The 16386-nt window shown below is 60.2% G+C and carries 16 protein-coding genes; 2 read left to right on the forward strand and 14 right to left on the reverse strand.

Annotated features, from left to right (window positions below):
- Positions 1-67 precede the first annotated feature (67 nt).
- The 10 genes from ACL02S_RS16675 to ACL02S_RS16720 form a co-directional block, all read right to left on the reverse strand.
- A complete protein-coding gene (locus ACL02S_RS16675; RefSeq protein ID WP_412803341.1) occupies positions 68-1189 on the reverse strand; it encodes an LppU/SCO3897 family protein in 1122 nt (373 codons plus the stop codon).
- Between the two features lie 249 nt (positions 1190-1438).
- Positions 1439-1687: a hypothetical protein gene (locus ACL02S_RS16680; RefSeq protein ID WP_412803342.1), complete on the reverse strand. Its 249-nt coding sequence runs from the start codon at positions 1685-1687 to the stop codon at positions 1439-1441.
- A gap of 65 nt (positions 1688-1752) precedes the next feature.
- On the reverse strand, positions 1753-2316 hold the full coding sequence (locus ACL02S_RS16685) for a hypothetical protein (protein ID WP_412803343.1): 564 nt from the start codon (positions 2314-2316) through the stop codon (positions 1753-1755).
- Positions 2313-3206 carry a WXG100 family type VII secretion target gene (locus ACL02S_RS16690; RefSeq protein WP_412803344.1) on the reverse strand — a complete coding sequence of 298 codons (894 nt, stop codon included), beginning with the start codon at positions 3204-3206 and terminating at the stop codon, positions 2313-2315. Before ACL02S_RS16690 ends, ACL02S_RS16685 begins: the two co-directional genes overlap by 4 nt.
- Positions 3207-3215: 9 nt before the next feature.
- Positions 3216-3530 carry a hypothetical protein gene (locus ACL02S_RS16695; RefSeq protein ID WP_412803345.1) on the reverse strand — a complete coding sequence of 105 codons (315 nt, stop codon included), beginning with the start codon at positions 3528-3530 and terminating at the stop codon, positions 3216-3218.
- Between the two features lies 1 nt (position 3531).
- A complete protein-coding gene (locus tag ACL02S_RS16700) occupies positions 3532-4227 on the reverse strand; it encodes a hypothetical protein (protein ID WP_412803346.1) in 696 nt (231 codons plus the stop codon).
- Positions 4228-4473: 246 nt separating this feature from the next.
- Entirely contained in the window at positions 4474-5064 is a 591-nt protein-coding gene (locus tag ACL02S_RS16705; protein ID WP_412803347.1) for a TetR/AcrR family transcriptional regulator, read from the reverse strand.
- The gene (locus tag ACL02S_RS16710) at positions 5061-6212 is read right to left on the reverse strand and encodes a cytochrome P450 (protein ID WP_412803402.1); all 1152 of its coding nucleotides are present in this window, start codon (positions 6210-6212) and stop codon (positions 5061-5063) included. The genes ACL02S_RS16705 and ACL02S_RS16710 overlap by 4 nt, the downstream gene beginning before the upstream one ends.
- Before the next feature lie 2362 nt (positions 6213-8574).
- A complete protein-coding gene (locus tag ACL02S_RS16715) occupies positions 8575-10038 on the reverse strand; it encodes a catalase (protein WP_412803348.1) in 1464 nt (487 codons plus the stop codon).
- Positions 10039-10089: 51 nt separating this feature from the next.
- Positions 10090-10530 (reverse strand): Fur family transcriptional regulator, encoded by a 441-nt coding sequence (locus ACL02S_RS16720; RefSeq protein WP_412803349.1) that lies wholly within the window; start codon positions 10528-10530, stop codon positions 10090-10092.
- 423 nt (positions 10531-10953) lie between these two features.
- Between ACL02S_RS16720 and ACL02S_RS16725 the strand changes: the two genes are divergently transcribed.
- Positions 10954-12270: a serine hydrolase domain-containing protein gene (locus ACL02S_RS16725; protein WP_412803350.1), complete on the forward strand. Its 1317-nt coding sequence runs from the start codon at positions 10954-10956 to the stop codon at positions 12268-12270.
- 267 nt (positions 12271-12537) lie between these two features.
- Entirely contained in the window at positions 12538-13533 is a 996-nt protein-coding gene (locus ACL02S_RS16730) for an IPT/TIG domain-containing protein (RefSeq protein WP_412803351.1), read from the forward strand.
- A gap of 210 nt (positions 13534-13743) precedes the next feature.
- Here the strand turns inward: ACL02S_RS16730 and ACL02S_RS16735 are convergent, their stop codons facing one another.
- The 4 genes from ACL02S_RS16735 to ACL02S_RS16750 form a co-directional block, all read right to left on the reverse strand.
- Positions 13744-14688, reverse strand: coding sequence for an aminotransferase class IV (locus ACL02S_RS16735; protein WP_412803352.1), 945 nt, complete (start codon positions 14686-14688; stop codon positions 13744-13746).
- A 58-nt stretch (positions 14689-14746) separates the two neighbouring features.
- Complete coding sequence (locus ACL02S_RS16740; RefSeq protein WP_412803353.1) at positions 14747-15004, reverse strand: Txe/YoeB family addiction module toxin; 258 nt, start codon at positions 15002-15004, stop codon at positions 14747-14749.
- Entirely contained in the window at positions 15001-15249 is a 249-nt protein-coding gene (locus tag ACL02S_RS16745) for a type II toxin-antitoxin system Phd/YefM family antitoxin (protein WP_412803354.1), read from the reverse strand. The genes ACL02S_RS16740 and ACL02S_RS16745 overlap by 4 nt, the downstream gene beginning before the upstream one ends.
- Positions 15250-15349: 100 nt before the next feature.
- Positions 15350-16384, reverse strand: a complete 1035-nt coding sequence (locus ACL02S_RS16750) for an aspartate-semialdehyde dehydrogenase (protein WP_412803355.1) — start codon at positions 16382-16384, stop codon at positions 15350-15352.
- Between the last annotated feature and the right edge of the window lie 2 nt (positions 16385-16386).

Here is a 16386-nt window from a genome sequence, read left to right on the forward strand (position 1 = left end):
ATAACACAATGCGCGAATTCACTGCGAAAAAACAAGACTCGCGCTCTCGATAACGGAACAGAACCAATCAGTTACGGCCCAGGCAGACAGTCCAGCCATTGGTCACGCCGGGATCGTAGGTAATCCTCGCCGAGATCCCGGATGGACACATACCATCGTCGGGCTCATGTAGTTCGATCACCCGGTAATCGGCCGCGGGATCGGCACAGTCGATCAGTTTCAGCCGTGCCGATTCGCCTGCGCCACGGTCGAGAAGGCAGTCGCCTGCTCGTGCGTACCGCGCGTGACTTTCATCGGCAGGGCCGAGACAGAACGCCAGAACCAGATCTGTTTTATCGTTGTGCTGCATCGAGAACGCGTTGGCGCCGAAGACATCGAGACATTGCGGCCGAATCGGTTTCTGATACAGCGTACGCACTGTCAGGACCCGCAGATACGCGTCGGACCTATCGCAGGGCACCAACGTGCGCAGGTTCTTGTCGGTGCAATCGCCGACCACGGCACTGTCGAGGCTGTACGGGTTGATAGAGACAGTGCACAGCACGATGGCGCGACCACCGAGCGAAGCATGCGCGAAGGCCTCCCTTGCCTGTGGATGAGCGCGACACGCCTGGTCGATGACCGGGACCTGCGTATGCAGCTCAGTAGCGATCACCTTGGTCACGGAGCTGCTCGAACCGCAAGGGAGACGGATTACCGTCTCGCCCGCATCTTCGACAGTTATGCAATCACCCACCTGGACTGCTCCCGGGTCCATCGCGTTGAAATGGGTGGGCGCCAGACACAACACCACCTCGGGTGATACATCGGCCTCGACCGGCTCGGCGACAGCCTTGGTGACATCGGGGTACTTCATACAGGCCGAGTACAACGGCCGCAGCGCAGCTTCCCGAGCCACGATGCGATACAGCGCATTGTTATCGGTACAGCCGTATTCGACAGGAACTCCGGTATCGATGCCTACACAATCCTCGACCGCCAGCGCCACCGGCTCCGAACGCGTCAGCACATACCCGGTGACCCCCGCCGCCACCGCGAGCACGATCACCGCGACCAGCGCCGACCACACCAACCTGTTCCCCCGCCGCGACCCCGCGACATCAGCAGAAACCATCGGCCCCGGATCTGGTTGCGGCACAACAGGTTCGACGGCATCACTGTCCTGCTGGTCGTGCATGAATATCCCCATCAGCTGATAACACAACGTGCGAATCCACTGCGAAAGAACAAGACTCGCGCTCTCAATCTAAACCTCTAGCACCCGTTGAGCCACCCCGTAATCGGATGTCATCGCGAATCTTCCGCACCGGAAAACGCGAACAGCTCACATCCGCTACCACCCAGTTCTGCGGATTCTTCCAGATGAATGGCTAATGTATTGCGCTTCAACAACTTTGAAAATCACCGACCGGCCGCCGCTGACTCGATAGCACATGCGTCAGTCGATCACAGTCCGGTCGCCGAACAGGAACAGCAGCACAAAGTTCTGTAGCGTCGCACGTTCCTCGCCCTCGCCCGCACCGGGCAACGTCAGCAGCGACACCATGGCACGCACTATCCACTGCCCCGCCGGGTTGCGGGATAGGCGATCCAGGACGAAATTCGCAGCCAGCGCATCGACCGTACCCGGCGAAGCAGCCAGCCGGGCAACAATTCCCACACCCTCTGTGGCCGTCTCCCGCCCCATGACACCGACCCGTATCGAACTCGCAGGATGCACTGGCCACGAAGGGGTGAACGCCGAGGTATAGCTCAGGATTTCAGCGTGCGCATCAGCTCGATGATGAACTCTCCGGCCCTCTTCTTCTGCTCTTCCGTCAACTCGAGTAAACCATCGGTCACATCGGTACGTGGTTCACCGATTTGGAAGATGCCCATCCAGCCGTCCACGGTTGTCACGAACTCGATCCGACTACGTGTTTCTTCGATCCACATTTCTTCGGAGTAATCAGACGATTTCTGATATCCTTGTATGCGATCCAATAAATCTTCATCAGTTATACGGCGCACCCACACGAATGCTATAAAAGAGATATCATATGCAGGTGAGACATCATCTATTAAGCTACAATTCCCATTTCTACCGAATGCAGCGTCCAAATCTTTGGGCGTTCTGATTCGCAAGTAAGGAGCCAACCGTAGTTCGTCGCGGACCAATTTCATCGTCGGTTCACAGAGATCCCGCATGGTGTGCTCAGCATGCACAGGCGTGATCGCGGCGGGGGAGGTACCCCAACTCTCTGTCTGCTCCCCCGAGCACGCCACGAGAACCGACAGCGCCACCGCGGCGATCGCTACCTGTTTCAGACGTCTCACTGTGTAATCCTGTCCGTCTTGACGGACCATTTGTTGTTGCCGTCGGTCACCGTTCCGTCGTCGTACACTTCACCCGGATTCTCGACAACCCCGTTGGTCACGACTCGGCCGGTAACAGCCGAAGGCCACCTATTATTCGGTATCCCATCTTGCACCGAAGTGGCCTGTGCGATGCGATTCCCCGCGATCATCAGTTTCTGGGCGGTCTTCATAACGTCACTGACGTTGTCCAGAATAAATTTCTGGAGACCGAGGACAATCGTCACGAGCTCGTCTGTCTCCAGGACGGCCAGTGGGCCCTGGCTAGCGATATCGGCTAGAGACTGCTGCGTATTAGATACCAACTCGAAGGTATTCGCTGCGATATCGGAATATAATTCTAGAGTGGAGACAGCGATAGACTCGAGATTCTCGGATACTTGCGCACACATCGCCGACATGGCGGTATACGCACTGTCATGGATCTCACGCATATCCCTGTATCGATCAGCGGCGATACCCTGCCAATCAGAACGTAGTGATGTATACCCGTATTCATTGTGGGCGTCATCGAACGCCCCCTGGATATTCCGCCATTCATCGGCATAATTTATGAACGTGATCGGCACGGCAATACCTTTGAGAAATTCACCCAACTTCTCGATGATCTTGCCCATCGCTTCGTGGATCTTGTCGCGATTTTCCCAAATCTTATCAACGATTTCCTCGGTGACAAAATAGCCGAATGGATTCAGGATGGACCCCGTATGACCGACTATACGAACCACCTTGACCAGTTCACCGAATCCGGCCTGCACCCTCTGCGGGAGATCGTTTATTTCACTTATATTCGATTCGATCTCATCGATCTTCGCTCGTAAACTACTTTCAGTTCCTACAGGTACGCTCATTTCCGCCCCCTAGTACAGTTGCCGCAGGGCATGTTCGCCGCGCCGGTCTTCTTCTTCGTAGACATTGGCTACATGCCGCAACGTATCAGCGATCTCTCGGCACGCATTCACACCTTCTCTGGCCCTGTCGCCTACGTATCCTGGCGCAGGTTCGTACTTGTCGAATGCCGGTGCGAAGATTCCCGCTTCCAAACGAGTGAACTTGACTTCCTCGGTTAGCTTGCACGCTGTATCCAGGAAATCGGCTGCTTGCTCCCAAAAGTTGGCAGTGGCCCGCAACTGTGCCAGTGCAGCGTGTATCTGATCGGAACTCGGTGCAGCCATGCTAAATCACCCTGTCTTCGAACAACCTCTGTCGGTGGCGTTCCAGTCGAAACTCGAGATCTTCCTCGGAATACCGTGAGAAATCACCTCTGACAACCAGCTTCGGGCGCAGTGATCGAATCTCATCGGCACACCACAAGATCTCGTCGGCTATCTGCAGACGATCGGCTTGTTGCGCCCATTCCTGCCACACGGTGATGGAAAGCAGCGAAATCCGATCCGCGCGCACCAGCACTGCGGGTTCGTCATAGATCTCGGCGCGACCATGGGCGCGATAGTCACCGCTACGGACCACCGCGCTACAGGTTTCGCGATACTGTTCCCAGGTTTCTGTCTCCAGTAAGAGCATCAGCATCGTCCGGTACGGCGGAACGGCCCCTTCTGAAACCGAAGCCAGCGATGGCCACGCTCCCGAGGAGAACCGTTGCGCCACACGCTCATTGACCGCGCCCTGATACGCACGCATCAGCTCGTCGCCGACATCCCGAGGCTCCACATACCGGCTCCACTGCTTGCTCAGCTCGACACGGACCGGAAGAAGAGCAGCATCGAGTTGCATCGTGGCGAACGAGGAACCCGATGAACTCCAGGCCTGCGCCGGAGAAACCGGAGCACTCGCGGCGACAGGCTCCTCGTCCCAAGGCTCCTCGTCCCAGCCATCATCATCGTAGTGGTTGAAATGAGGTTGGATCACCATCGCGGCACCTCACAACGACCGCGGGCCTGCGCTACCCGCTCGGAAATCAGCATCGGATTCCCCCCTCGCACTGTATGTTTCGTAACTGCGGATATTCGTGTACACCCTCTCCAGCCCATATAGCTTTGTCAAACCGAGCTCTTCCTGATAGCTCTCGAGCTCGAAACCATATTCGAAGCTCTGCGGTGAGTCATCCCTTACCTATGGAGGATCGGCGTGATCACCGCTATCCCGGCAGCACCCACGTCAATCGATCACGGTCCGGCCATCCAGCAGGAACGGCAGCACGAAGTTCCGCAACATCGCACGTTCCTCGTCCTCGCCCGCGCCGGGCAACGTCAACAGCGACACCATGGCACGCACCACCCACTGCCCCACCCTCCTGGCCGCGGGAGCGGGCAACCCTGGACGGAATCCGACGACGAAATTCGCAGCCAACGCATCGACCACACCAGGCGAATCAGCCAGCTGAGCAACAATTCCGGCATTGGACGGCTCGAACCACACCGCCAGATACGGTGTCTTACGCACCTCGGCAAGCAGCTCGGTCAACATATCGAGCAACCACTCCGCAGGCGGCGCATGCACCGGAAACGGCCGATCCCGCCATACCCGCTGGGCCAGCTGCCGCGCCTCGCGGCCGGCAAAAGCCACGTAGAGCGCTTGCCGATTCTCGAAATAGCGGTACAGCGTAGCCCTGGAACAACCTGCCGCATCAGCGACTTCGGCCATCCCGACACCAGCGACCCCTTTGTCGATGAACAGCTCGCGGACCGCGTCCAGAATACGTTCAGCGGCCAGTTCGGCACGGTCCCGCGCCAGCCAGTCACCGGTCATGCGGCACACCGGAACGGCACGGTGGTCGGCCGTCGCACATAAGGACCGTTCGCATACTCGACCGCATCGATATCGACCACGTAGCCGGGGAAACGCTCGAGCAATTCCTCTAGCGCGACCCGGGCCTGCATCCTGGCGGCAGCCGCGCCGAGACAATGATGCGGACCGTGCCCGAAGGTGAGGATACGCTGCGGGTTCCGGTCGATATCGAGTACAGCGGCATCGGCGCCGAAAGCCTGCTCGTCCCGGTTGGCCGACCCGTACACCAGCAGCACTTTGCGGCCCGCTGGCACCGTCTTACCAGCCAGCTCGACATCACACGTCGTCGTCCGTGCCAATCCCTGCACCGGCGAGGTCAGCCGGGCGAATTCCTCCACCGCAAGACGAATCCGGCCGGGGTCCGCGGCGAGCGCGGCACGCTGGTCGGGATGCTGCTGCAGCAGCTGCACCGCACCGCCGAGCAAGCCGGTCGTGGTGTCGTTTCCACCCGCGACCATGGTCCATGCGTACGCGAGGATCTGAACCATTCCGGGCACGTCCGTATCGTCGGCAGCCATTCCCGCCTGCACCAGCAGGGATACAGTGTCGTCGCCGGGGTCGGTGCGCCGGCGTTTGATCAGCTCGGCGAAGTAACCCATCATTTCCGCCGATGCTGCTTGCGCCCTGGGGTTCGACCGGTCGATACTGCCCGCGACGACCGCATCGGTCCACTCATCGAACCTTTCCCGGTCCTGCTCGGGGACCCCGAGATAGTGCGCAACCACCATGCTCGGCAGCGGCTTGAACAGCTGCTTGACGATATCGCCGCCACCATCAGCGGCTATGCCGTCGAGGCGGTCGCGGATGAACCGGCGGACCACCGGCTCGACCTCCTCGACCTGGCGAGGGGTGAATCCACGGGCGACCAGCTTGCGAAAGTCGCTGTGCTGCGGTGGATCTTGCATGACCAATGGCGGATTGTCGGTCAGTCCGATCGCGTCGAGTTCACCGTATTCCACGGTCAGCCCGTCACGTGAAGAGTATGTCTCGCTATCGCGCGCTGCCGCGAATACATGTTCGTGCCGGGTGAGCACCCAGTAATCACGCTCGGGTTGTCCGTCAGGCACAACATGATGCACCGGATCTTGCTCACGCAGCGCGGCGTACATCCCCCAGGGAGACGCCCAGGTGGAGTCGGAGCGGAGTTCGAATATCGGAACCTTCCGATACTTATTGCTTCCCACGTATCAAGTGTAAGACAATCACCTTAATTTGTCTAGAACAGGTTCTAGATCGACTGTCGCGAAGCTTCCCACCCCTTTCTGCACTGGGTCCAGCACCGCACACCCATGGGCCGCCTCGGGTATAGGCACCATGAGCCCGCTCGCCTCGGCCGCCGAGAAAGCCGGAAACCGCAGGTAGCCGTGCTCTATCGAGCGATAGCGAAACAAGTTTCCCCACCCACCACAGATCGCGAGATGATAGAGACAGGTACGTCAGGAGTTGGGAGCAAGGATGGATACCGTAATGGTCTGGATACTGGCCAGTTTGATCTACTGGTGGGGCCTGCTGTAATCGAACAGGACCTGGCCGCCGATCCCGGCCAGGTCCACGACGGCCCATCGCGATCTCCGCATACGAAGACACCACACCCATCAGCGATTCCGCGGGACGACTTCGATGACTTCCCCGAAAGATGCAGCGCGACACGGATCTACATCCACGTAACATCGGCAATACAGGTAGCCGAACTCCGCACATGCAAGCCCGAAAATTTTCTCCATTTTGCCACAATCGGAGTAAAATAGGGAGGTTGTATCAGAAATTAGGAGTGACAATGGATGCATTTTCCTGGCTACTATCCATGTTTCAAGGGTTTGAAGGCTTTCGACGCGCCTTTCCCTTTTAAGGGTGCGAGCTGCTGTAACTGAATGAAATTCTGACCGCCTTCGGCCGGGTCTACGATAATCCATCGCGATTTTCTCGCACGAAGACATCGAATCCATCGAGGGATCGCCGCGATCGACTTCCCTGGGCCCCGGAGCGGTTTCCGTTGCCGGCGATCCGACCTGTGGGCAGACAGCTACGAATGCGCTTGCTGCACGAGGCATTCTCCTTCGGCCATACATTCGACTGATCGCGTACGTGCACCGAGCACATTGGCGATCGTCACAGCTCGATGGCTTGGGCCGTATCGGCTTCCGTACCGCACCCGGCGAGGACCGACAGAGACCGTGCAGCGGCCAGAACCACTCGGTACACCTGCCCAACAGCTGGAAACCCCTCTGGTATCCGCGCGTGCCACCGGCAACGAGGCATGTTTCCACTATGGCGAAAGCAGGTACACACCCTCTCCGACCCATGTAGTTTTACCGAACCGAACCCCTCCTGATAGCTCCCGAGCCAGAACAGCAAGCTACCGACTCACCGAAAGTCGCCGGGGTGCAACAAGAAAACACAAAGTACCGGTAGAAGGTGGTCCAACAAAAACATCCTCTACCAGGACTCGACGCTTCGGCACCACAGGTAACTGGGCCCCACGAGAGTGCTCAAAAATTTTCACCCTCATTCCATAAAACGGAGTACAATGCGGATAAACACGTCGAAAATGGGAGTGATAATGGATGAACTGAGAATCCGGCTACTGTCTTTGTTCCAAGGGTTCCAAGGGTGGTTGGTACCCTTTTAGGAGTGAGGTCTGCTGTAGCCAGGAAAATCTGGCTGCTACCTCGGCTTGGTCCACAACAATTCATCGTGATTTTCTTGCACGAAGACGCCACACTGATCGGCGATTCCGCGGGATGACTTCCTCGAAGGATGCGGCACGACACGGATCTACATCCGCGTGACATCGGCAATACAGGTGGTCGAGTTCTACACATGCGCGCCCGAAAATTTTCTCCGTATCTGTCACAAATCGGAGGCCAGCGGGGAATTCGCATCAGAAATTAGGAGTGAAAATGGATGTACTGTCCTGGTTGATGTCTATGCTTCAAGGTCGACTGGCACCCCTTCCCTTTTAAGGTTCAAGGGTGTGCGCTGCTGTAACTGAATAAAATTCAGGCCGCCCCTGGCTGGTTCCACCACAGTGCACCGTGATTTTCTCCCACGAAGACACCGCAGCCATCGAGTGGTTGCCGTGATCGACTTCCCTGCGCTCCGGAGCGGTTCTCGTTGCCGGTGATCCGGCCTGTGGGAAAGTCCGCACGGATGTGCTCGCCGCACAAGGTATTTCCCTTCAAACCAGGCATCGACTGATCGCGTGCGTGCACCGAGCATACCGAGCATGTCGGCGGCCGTTACGGCTCGATGACTCGAGCCGTAACGGTTTCCGCATCGCCCACGCGCGGAGATCGACAGGGGCGGTACAGCGGCCAGAACCACTCGGTACCTGCCCAACAGCTGGAAATCCCCTGGTATCCGCGCGTTCCACCGGCGACGAGGTGTGTTTCCACTATGGCGAAGGCAGGTGCACACCCCTGCGGCGCGCACCTACCTCTCTACCATCCGCTGTCGGCCCCGCGATGGGATCTAGCTGCCGTTGAGCCCGGCGCGTACGCCTTCCTCGACCCGCTTACCGAGATCGGTGTCCACATTCTTCCAGTACTCGAAGACCCGGCTGAGCACCGGCTCCCGCACTCCGCCGAGCACATGGCCGACGATATTGTTCACCAGCCGCTCGCGCTGCGCGTCGTCGAGTACCTCGCGCACCATGGTGCCCGCCTGGGTGAAGTCACCGTCCTCGGCGTGCTGGATGTAATCGGCCCGCACCATGGTCGGGTCGAATTCCCAGCTACCGCCGTCGGGTGCCCGCTCGGGATCGGCATGCGGACCGCCGAACGAATTCGGCGCGTACACCGGCACACTCGCGTCGTTGTAGTGGTATCGCATGGCGCCCTCCTTGGAGTAGGAGTTCACCTCCGCGGCCCTGGCCTGGTTCGGCGGCAGCTGCGCGTAGTTGGTGCCGATACGGTAACGGTGCGCGTCCGCATAGGAAAAGACCCGGCCGAGCAACATCTTGTCCGGTGAGAAACCGATACCGGGGACGACATTCGACGGTTCGAACGCGGCCTGCTCGATATCGACGAAGTAGTTGCCCGGGTTGCGGTTCAACGTCCACTTACCGACCTCGATCAGCGGGTAGTCCTTATGCGACCACACCTTGGTCAGATCGAACGGGTTGAATCGGTAACCCTCAGCCTCTGCGACCGGCATGACCTGCACATACAAGGTCCAGCTCGGGTACTCGCCGCGTTCGATCGCCTCCCACAGATCCTGACGGTGGTAGTCGGGATCGGAACCGGCCAAGCGATCGGCCTCGGCCTGGGTCAGGAACTCGTTGCCCTGGTCGGTCTTGAAGTGATACTTCACCCAGAAGCGTTCGCCCGCGGCGTTGATCCACTGGTAGGTGTGCGAACCGTAGCCGTTCATATGCCGGTAGGTCTTCGGAATGCCGCGGTCGCCCATCAGCCAGGTCACCTGATGCGCGGTTTCCGGACGCAGGGTCCAGAAATCCCACTGCATATTGTGATCACGCAGACCATTACCGGGCAGCCGCTTCTGCGACCGGATGAAGTCGGGGAACTTGATCGGGTCCTTGATGAAGAAGATCGGCGTGTTGTTGCCGACCAGATCGTAATTGCCGTCCTCGGTGTAGAACTTCACCGCGAAACCGCGCGGGTCACGCCAGGTATCCGGGCTGCCCTGTTCACCAGCGACAGTAGAGAACCGGACCAGCGACTCCGTCCGAGCACCGGGCTGGAACAGCTTGGCCTTGGTGTACTTGCTGACATCATTGGTCACGACCAGCTCACCGTATGCGCCTGCGCCCTTGGCGTGCACGATGCGCTCGGGCACGCGTTCCCGGTTGAACTGGGCCAGCTTCTCGATGAGGTAATGGTCGTGCAGCAGAATCGGGCCTTGCGTACCCGCGGTAAGCGATTCGTTGTCGCTCTCCACCGGGGTTCCGGTGTTCGTGGTTGTCGGCTTGGTCATATAAGCCTCCTCAGCTGATGAACAACATCCCGGGATGGGTTGCCCCGGGGGTCAAGATGTCGGCCGCTCCGTAGAACGGCACATCGGGCACAAACCCCAGAAAACGACCTCGGCCTCATCGACCACGAATCCGTGATCATCCGAAGGTTCCAGGCAAGGAGCTGCGCCCACGGCACAGTCGACATCGACGACCATGCCGCAACTGCGGCACACCAAATGGTGATGGTTGTCCCCGATCCGGGTTTCATACAGCGCGGCCGAGCCCGCAGGCTCGATCCGTCGCAGAATCCCGGCGCGCACGCACGCGTGCAAGACGTCGTAGACCGCCTGGGTGGATACCGAACCCAGCACTTGACGAACCGTGGCAGCCACCCGATCGGCATCCGCATGCGGCTGTGTCGCAACCGCGTTCAATACCGCGATCCGCGGAGCAGTGACCCGCAGACCCGCAGCGCGCAACCACAGGCGAGGGTCGGTGCCGTTGGTGTGCATATCTCGATTGTGCCTCTTTTCTGGAATTAGTCAAGAAAAGAACTGGTGTCCATCAAGAAAGAGACCTTATCCGCAATACCCCCGAGTGCAGTGTAGTGGCATATGTCACAAAACGGTCGTGGAATAGGTCCGGTCGGCGGGTCGTTGCAGAGCGCTGTCGGCGTCCTGGCAGCCCCGGGCCGCACCCCTTCGTCGCTTCGAGCGACCACTCGCCGAGAGGCGCTTGCAGGACGCCGACACAGCCCTGCCGCCCTGCCGACAGCCACGCAGGCCGAGCCGAACCGGCACAATGCTTGTCCGCTCCGCATTCAACTGCCCCGATTAAGACACGTCCGGTCTCATCCCGCCTATTCACAGATAATTCCGCCGTAGCGCGCTAGCCTCATGCCCATGGGGCGTCTCGGTGGGTTCTCGATAGGAATTATGACTGTTTCGCTACTTTTGGGAAATTTGTTCTCGGTGAGCGCGAATGCCACGCCCGGTGAACCGGTGCACTGCGCGGTCACCTCGACCCGCGATCCACAGCGGGCCACGCCGGAGCAGGTCGGGATGAATTCCGCGCGACTGCACGATGCGATGGTGTTCGCAGCCGAACGGAATCGGTTCAACGTGCAGGTTTTCCGGAATAATTGCCTGATCGGCGAAGGGTTGAAGAACGAACGGACCGACAATATCGCGTGGAATATCTGGAGTTCCACCAAAAGCATCGTCTCCATTCTCGCCGGAATCGCATGGGACCGTGGGAATCTCGAACTCGAGGCACCGATAGATCGGTACCTTCCCGCTGGGCTCGGCAGCCGAGCACACCGGTCGATCACCGTGGAGAATCTGCTGACCGAAACCTCGGGTATGCAGGTCGGGGTGCTGACAGAGGGTATAACCGGCGTGATTCCCATCGACCCGAACAGTGCGGTACAGGCGCTCGGCATGCCGCTGATCCATCCACCGGGAACCGTCTTCACCTATAGCCAGCGCAATGTCGACCTACTGTCCTTCGTGATCGAACTGGCCATCGGGGAACCACTGCAGCAATTCGCGCAACGAGAATTGTTCGATCCGCTCGGCATCCCCCGTAGCGACTACTACTGGGCCACAGATCGCTCCGAAAACACCTACGGCTACGCGCATCTGATGATTCCGCCGAAAAATTTCGCCAAACTCGGTCTGCTGGTGAGCAATAACGGACAGTGGGGGGCACAGCGGATCGTCTCCTCCGATTATCTGCATAAGGCGCGCACCCCATCACCCAGAAACCAGTGCTATGGCTACCTGTTCTGGATCGGGCCCGGCTGCGCCGACGTTCCCGGGTTCCTGCCCGCGGACACCTACTCGATGTCCGGCCTCGGCATGCAGAACATCTTCATCATTCCGAGCCTGGATCTCACTGTCATGTGGACAGGCATCTTCGGTAATGTCAGCAGTCAGGGTATATCAGGGATCGTGCAGAACACCCAGGAACTGTCGCACGAATTCTTCCGCAAGGTGTTCGATGCGTTCGATGAGCGACCGATGCCCGATCCGGGGCCGTTCATCGAACCACCCGCGCGAGTGGATGCCCGGGTGTTCGTCGACTGGGACATCCTGATGTCGGTGTTCGGGATCGGTCCCGCGGCGTATCCGGGCTGCAATGTTTTCGCCTGCCTGAATTACCCACTGGCTCCGCCGTTCGAAGGCATCCCACCAGGTTGTGCCGTCCTGGTCTGCCTGGGTCCCGATCCACGCACCCCCGGCATTCGCTGAACTACTCCGGCTCTCTCCCACATAGCCGATCCAACAGCCTGCGCCACAGTCTGTTCCGGCTCTCCATGCCGCGACGCATTACCCGATCATGGTCAGGCCGGAACTGACAGCGATCCGGGCAGTAATCTGAAAATGGACAAAACCAGACCACGAAACCCCTTGTCCGGAAACCATTACCAGCGTGTTAATGGAATAAGCCGGGCCAACAACATACGTCGGGCACCCCCCGGTGAACGGTAACCAGCACACTCACCCAAGGGGCATGTCATGCCTACCATCACCGCCATCTTCCCGACGTTCGGTCCACCCTCGGGTGGGAACTTCGTCGTTATCACCGGCATCGGGTTCGTCGGACCGACCTCGGTCTACTTCGGTGGCACCGCCACCACCTTCGTCCAGGACAACCCCGCCCAGATCACCGCACTTGCCCCACCCGGATCCGGCACCGTCCTGGTCACCGTGATCAACTCCGGCGGAGTCAGCAACGGCGTGCCCTACACCTACGGCGCCCCCGCCATACCGACCCTGACCGCGATCGCACCAACTGCGGGCCTGACCACCGGCGGCAACATCGTCGTACTCACCGGCACGAACCTCACCGGAGCCACCGCGGTCACCTTCGGCGGGACACCGGCGGTCTCGTTCACCGTTGACTCGGCCACCCAGATCACCGCTATCGCACCCGCAGGCGCGGTCGGTCCGGTCGGAGTCACCGTGAGCACACCGGGCGGTACCAGCACCCCCATCATCTACGCCTATGTCTCGGTACCGACTCTGCTCTCGGTCAGCCCGACCACGGGTTCGAATATAGGTGGCACCGTGGTAACACTCACCGGTACCGGTTTCACCGGGGCCACCGCAGTCACCTTCGGCGTCACACCGGCGGCTGGGTTCACAGTCGACTCCGATACCCAGATCACCGCCACCGCTCCCCCAGGTGCGCTCGGGCTCGTCGGGGTCACCGTGACCACACCGGGCGGCACCAGCAATCCGGTCCTGTTCACCTACGCCCAGGACCCCGCTGTCACCGTGGTCGGACCGAATACCGGTCCGGCAGCCGGGGGTACCGCCGTATTGATCTCCGGCTCCGGCTTCACCGGGACCACCTCGGTGACATTCGGTGGCGTACCGGCAGCGTTCGTGGTCAACTCCGATAACAGCATCAGTGCGGTTACCCCCGCGAACCCCATCGGGCAGGCATCCGTCGGAGTCACCACCGCATTAGGTGCGAGTTTCCTGCTCAACGGCTTCACCTACGTGTAGCGGTCACCGAGACCACTGGTGCGGTGCCGACAAGTTTCCCCTCTCCAGCGCCGCACCAGTGCTACTCGGCAAGCGAAGACCGAATGCCCCCCTTTCCGGGCTATGCGGTCGTCGCCACAAGTCATTGCCCGCAGCGGCGGGGACCCACCCACAGAAGTACGGCGCAACCTTGTGTGGTCGGAATATCCTGCCTTCAGGTCAGCGTGAATATCACGAGCGGGAAGACTGGACCGCTCCTACCGCAGCGAGATTCGTAACCCAGCCGTGCACATCATCGGTCCGCAACGCTGCGTGGTGGCGTTTACGCAGAGCCTGGGAGATCGGTCCTGGCGTGCCTTCGGCGACCAAACGGCCGTCCACCTCCACAACCGGGGCGACCCCGGAGGAAGTCCCGGTCACGAACACCTCGTCGGCGATATACAACTCGGTGAGGTCAACGGTGCGTTCCACCACCGGAATCCCGTCCTCGGCCGCCATAGTGAGCACGGTTCTGCGGTTGATCCCGTCGAGGATGTCACAGGAGACATCCGGCGTGATCAGGGTGCCGTTGCGGACCAGGAAGATATTGGCCGCGCTGAGTTCACAGACATGCCCGTTCCCGTCGAGAAAGACACAATCGTCGTAGCCGCTGTCGATAGCGTCCTGCTTCGCCAGCACCGAATTCACATAGGCGCCGTTGACTTTGGCACGGGAAGGAATCGCGTTATCCGGAATGCGTCGCCACGGGCTCGACTTCAGGCGCATACCGTCTTGCGGAACGATCGGTACCGCGTCGTAGACGAACATGCTGACCTGGATCGCGCAGCCGCGCACCCTTGTACCGGGAATGGACTCCACCACGTGCACCGTCGCCCGCACGAAGACATCCGTCTGCGGTGCGTTCCGCTCGATCAGCGCCACGACCGCCGCGTGGAACCCGGCGAAATCCCATTCGGCGGCGAATCGATCGATCCCGATGATCTTGCAGGACTCCTCTAGCCGCCGGAAGTGATCTTCCAGGCGGAACGCGGTGCGCGCCGCCCCTGCCACATGCACGGGAAAGACGGTGTAGACACTCAGGCCGTACAGCACCGCCGACGAGGCGATGCCGATCGTGGCCGCGTCGGCGGCGACGATCCGGTCGCCGAAATACACATGGGGATGGGGATTCGCCATCGGCGTAGGCTAGCAGCCGGACCGACCGGCGAAGAAAGTTTTTTCAGCTGCCGCGCAGTCAGTCGTAGTGCTTGCCGACCTTGGCTATCCAGATCGCATCATCCACCACCTTGTAGACGATGCGATGCTCTTGCGTGATTCGCCGAGACCAGTATCCGGCGAGATCGTGCTTCAAGGGCTCCGGCTTACCGATGCCTTCGAACGGATCACAAAGAATAGCTTCGATCAGTACGTTGACCTTCTTCAGGAGGAGACGGTCACGTTGCAGCCATACGGAGTATTCCTCCCATGCGGAAGCGGAGAAGACGACTCTCATTCGATGAGGTCGCGTTCGACGCCACCACCGGCCTCCAGCTCCTGAACCGATCGGCGCAGACGCGCCCCATCACGACCGCTCAGTAACTCGACCGTGGTCATCAGCGAGTCGTAATCTTCCTTGGACATCAGCACCGCATTGCCCCCCTTGGATACGATCTCTATCGTGTCGTGATCCTCATTGACCTGCCGGACCAGGGGGAAAAGGTTTTTCCGTGCCTCACTCGCAGTAATCGCCGCAGCCATGAATCCTCCCAACCCACTGGTACTTGATATGGTACCAGTGGGTTGAGTATCTGCGGAACCACGCCCTATCGGGCGGTACGTCACCGTGCCCAGCGCGATCTCAGCGGTTGCTGAGCAGGACCTCGGCAATCTGAATCGTATTGAGGGCAGCGCCCTTGCGCAGATTGTCGCCGGAGATGAACAGCGCGAGCCCGCGCCCGTCCGGCACACCTGGATCCTGCCGGATCCGGCCGACCAGCGAATCATCGATGCCCGCCGCCCCGAGCGGGGTCGGCACATCGGTCAACTGCACACCGGGGGCCTTCGCCAGGATCTCCGTGGCCTGCTCGACCGAGAGCGGTTCGGCGAATTCGGCGTTCACCGACAGCGAGTGGCCGGTGAAGACCGGCACCCGTACGCAGGTACCGCTCACCGCGAGATCCGGGAGGCCGAGGATCTTGCGGCTCTCGTTACGCAGTTTCTGATCCTCGTCGGTCTCTCCGGAACCGTCGTCGACCAGCGAACCGGCCAAAGGAAGCACATTGAACGCGATCGGCGCGACGTACTTGTTCGGCTCGGGGAAATCCACGGCGCGACCGTCGTGGGTAAGCTTCTCGGCCGCACCGATCACCGCGCGCGCCTGACTCACCAACTCTTCCACGCCGGCCAAGCCACTGCCGGATACCGCCTGGTAGCTGGACACGATCAGGCGGCGCAGCCCCGCGATGTCGTGCAGCGGCTTGAGCACCGGCATCGCGGCCATGGTGGTGCAGTTCGGATTCGCGATGATGCCCTTGGCCAAGTTGCGGGTCTGCTCGGGATTGACCTCGCTGACCACCAGCGGCACCTCTGGGTCCTTACGCCAGGCCGAGGAGTTGTCGATCACCGTAACGCCCGCCGCCGCGAAACGCGGGGCCTGCACCCTGGACATAGTGGCGCCCGCGGAGAACAACGCGATGTCCAGCCCGGACGGATCGGCGGTCTCGGTGTCCTCGACAACGATCTCACCGCCGCGCCAGGGCAGCGTCTTGCCCGCCGAGCGCGCGGACGCGAAGAACCGCACCTCATCGGCCGGGAAGTTCCGCTCTTCCAGCAGTTTCCGCATAACGGCGCCGACCTGCCCGGTCGCGCCGACCACTCCTACGCGTACACCCATGG

This window comes from Nocardia spongicola, assembly GCF_047200775.1.
In the GTDB taxonomy this organism is placed as follows: Bacteria; Actinomycetota; Actinomycetes; order Mycobacteriales; family Mycobacteriaceae; genus Nocardia.

What these genes read in the sequence shown, in the direction of transcription:
- ACL02S_RS16750 (WP_412803355.1), bottom strand. Translation starts at nt 16,384, where the DNA reads ATGGGTGTACGCGTAGGAGTGGTCGGCGCGACCGGGCAGGTCGGCGCC.
- ACL02S_RS16680 (WP_412803342.1), bottom strand. Translation starts at nt 1,687, where the DNA reads ATGGGGCGGGAGACGGCCACAGAGGGTGTGGGAATTGTTGCCCGGCTG.
- ACL02S_RS16715 (WP_412803348.1), bottom strand. Translation starts at nt 10,038, where the DNA reads ATGACCAAGCCGACAACCACGAACACCGGAACCCCGGTGGAGAGCGAC.
- ACL02S_RS16705 (WP_412803347.1), bottom strand. Translation starts at nt 5,064, where the DNA reads ATGACCGGTGACTGGCTGGCGCGGGACCGTGCCGAACTGGCCGCTGAA.
- ACL02S_RS16710 (WP_412803402.1), bottom strand. Translation starts at nt 6,212, where the DNA reads ATGTACGCCGCGCTGCGTGAGCAAGATCCGGTGCATCATGTTGTGCCT.
- ACL02S_RS16735 (WP_412803352.1), bottom strand. Translation starts at nt 14,688, where the DNA reads ATGGCGAATCCCCATCCCCATGTGTATTTCGGCGACCGGATCGTCGCC.
- ACL02S_RS16730 (WP_412803351.1), top strand. Translation starts at nt 12,538, where the DNA reads ATGCCTACCATCACCGCCATCTTCCCGACGTTCGGTCCACCCTCGGGT.
- ACL02S_RS16675 (WP_412803341.1), bottom strand. Translation starts at nt 1,189, where the DNA reads ATGGGGATATTCATGCACGACCAGCAGGACAGTGATGCCGTCGAACCT.
- ACL02S_RS16700 (WP_412803346.1), bottom strand. Translation starts at nt 4,227, where the DNA reads ATGGTGATCCAACCTCATTTCAACCACTACGATGATGATGGCTGGGAC.
- ACL02S_RS16695 (WP_412803345.1), bottom strand. Translation starts at nt 3,530, where the DNA reads ATGGCTGCACCGAGTTCCGATCAGATACACGCTGCACTGGCACAGTTG.
- ACL02S_RS16725 (WP_412803350.1), top strand. Translation starts at nt 10,954, where the DNA reads ATGACTGTTTCGCTACTTTTGGGAAATTTGTTCTCGGTGAGCGCGAAT.
- ACL02S_RS16720 (WP_412803349.1), bottom strand. Translation starts at nt 10,530, where the DNA reads ATGCACACCAACGGCACCGACCCTCGCCTGTGGTTGCGCGCTGCGGGT.
- ACL02S_RS16690 (WP_412803344.1), bottom strand. Translation starts at nt 3,206, where the DNA reads ATGAGCGTACCTGTAGGAACTGAAAGTAGTTTACGAGCGAAGATCGAT.
- ACL02S_RS16740 (WP_412803353.1), bottom strand. Translation starts at nt 15,004, where the DNA reads ATGAGAGTCGTCTTCTCCGCTTCCGCATGGGAGGAATACTCCGTATGG.
- ACL02S_RS16745 (WP_412803354.1), bottom strand. Translation starts at nt 15,249, where the DNA reads ATGGCTGCGGCGATTACTGCGAGTGAGGCACGGAAAAACCTTTTCCCC.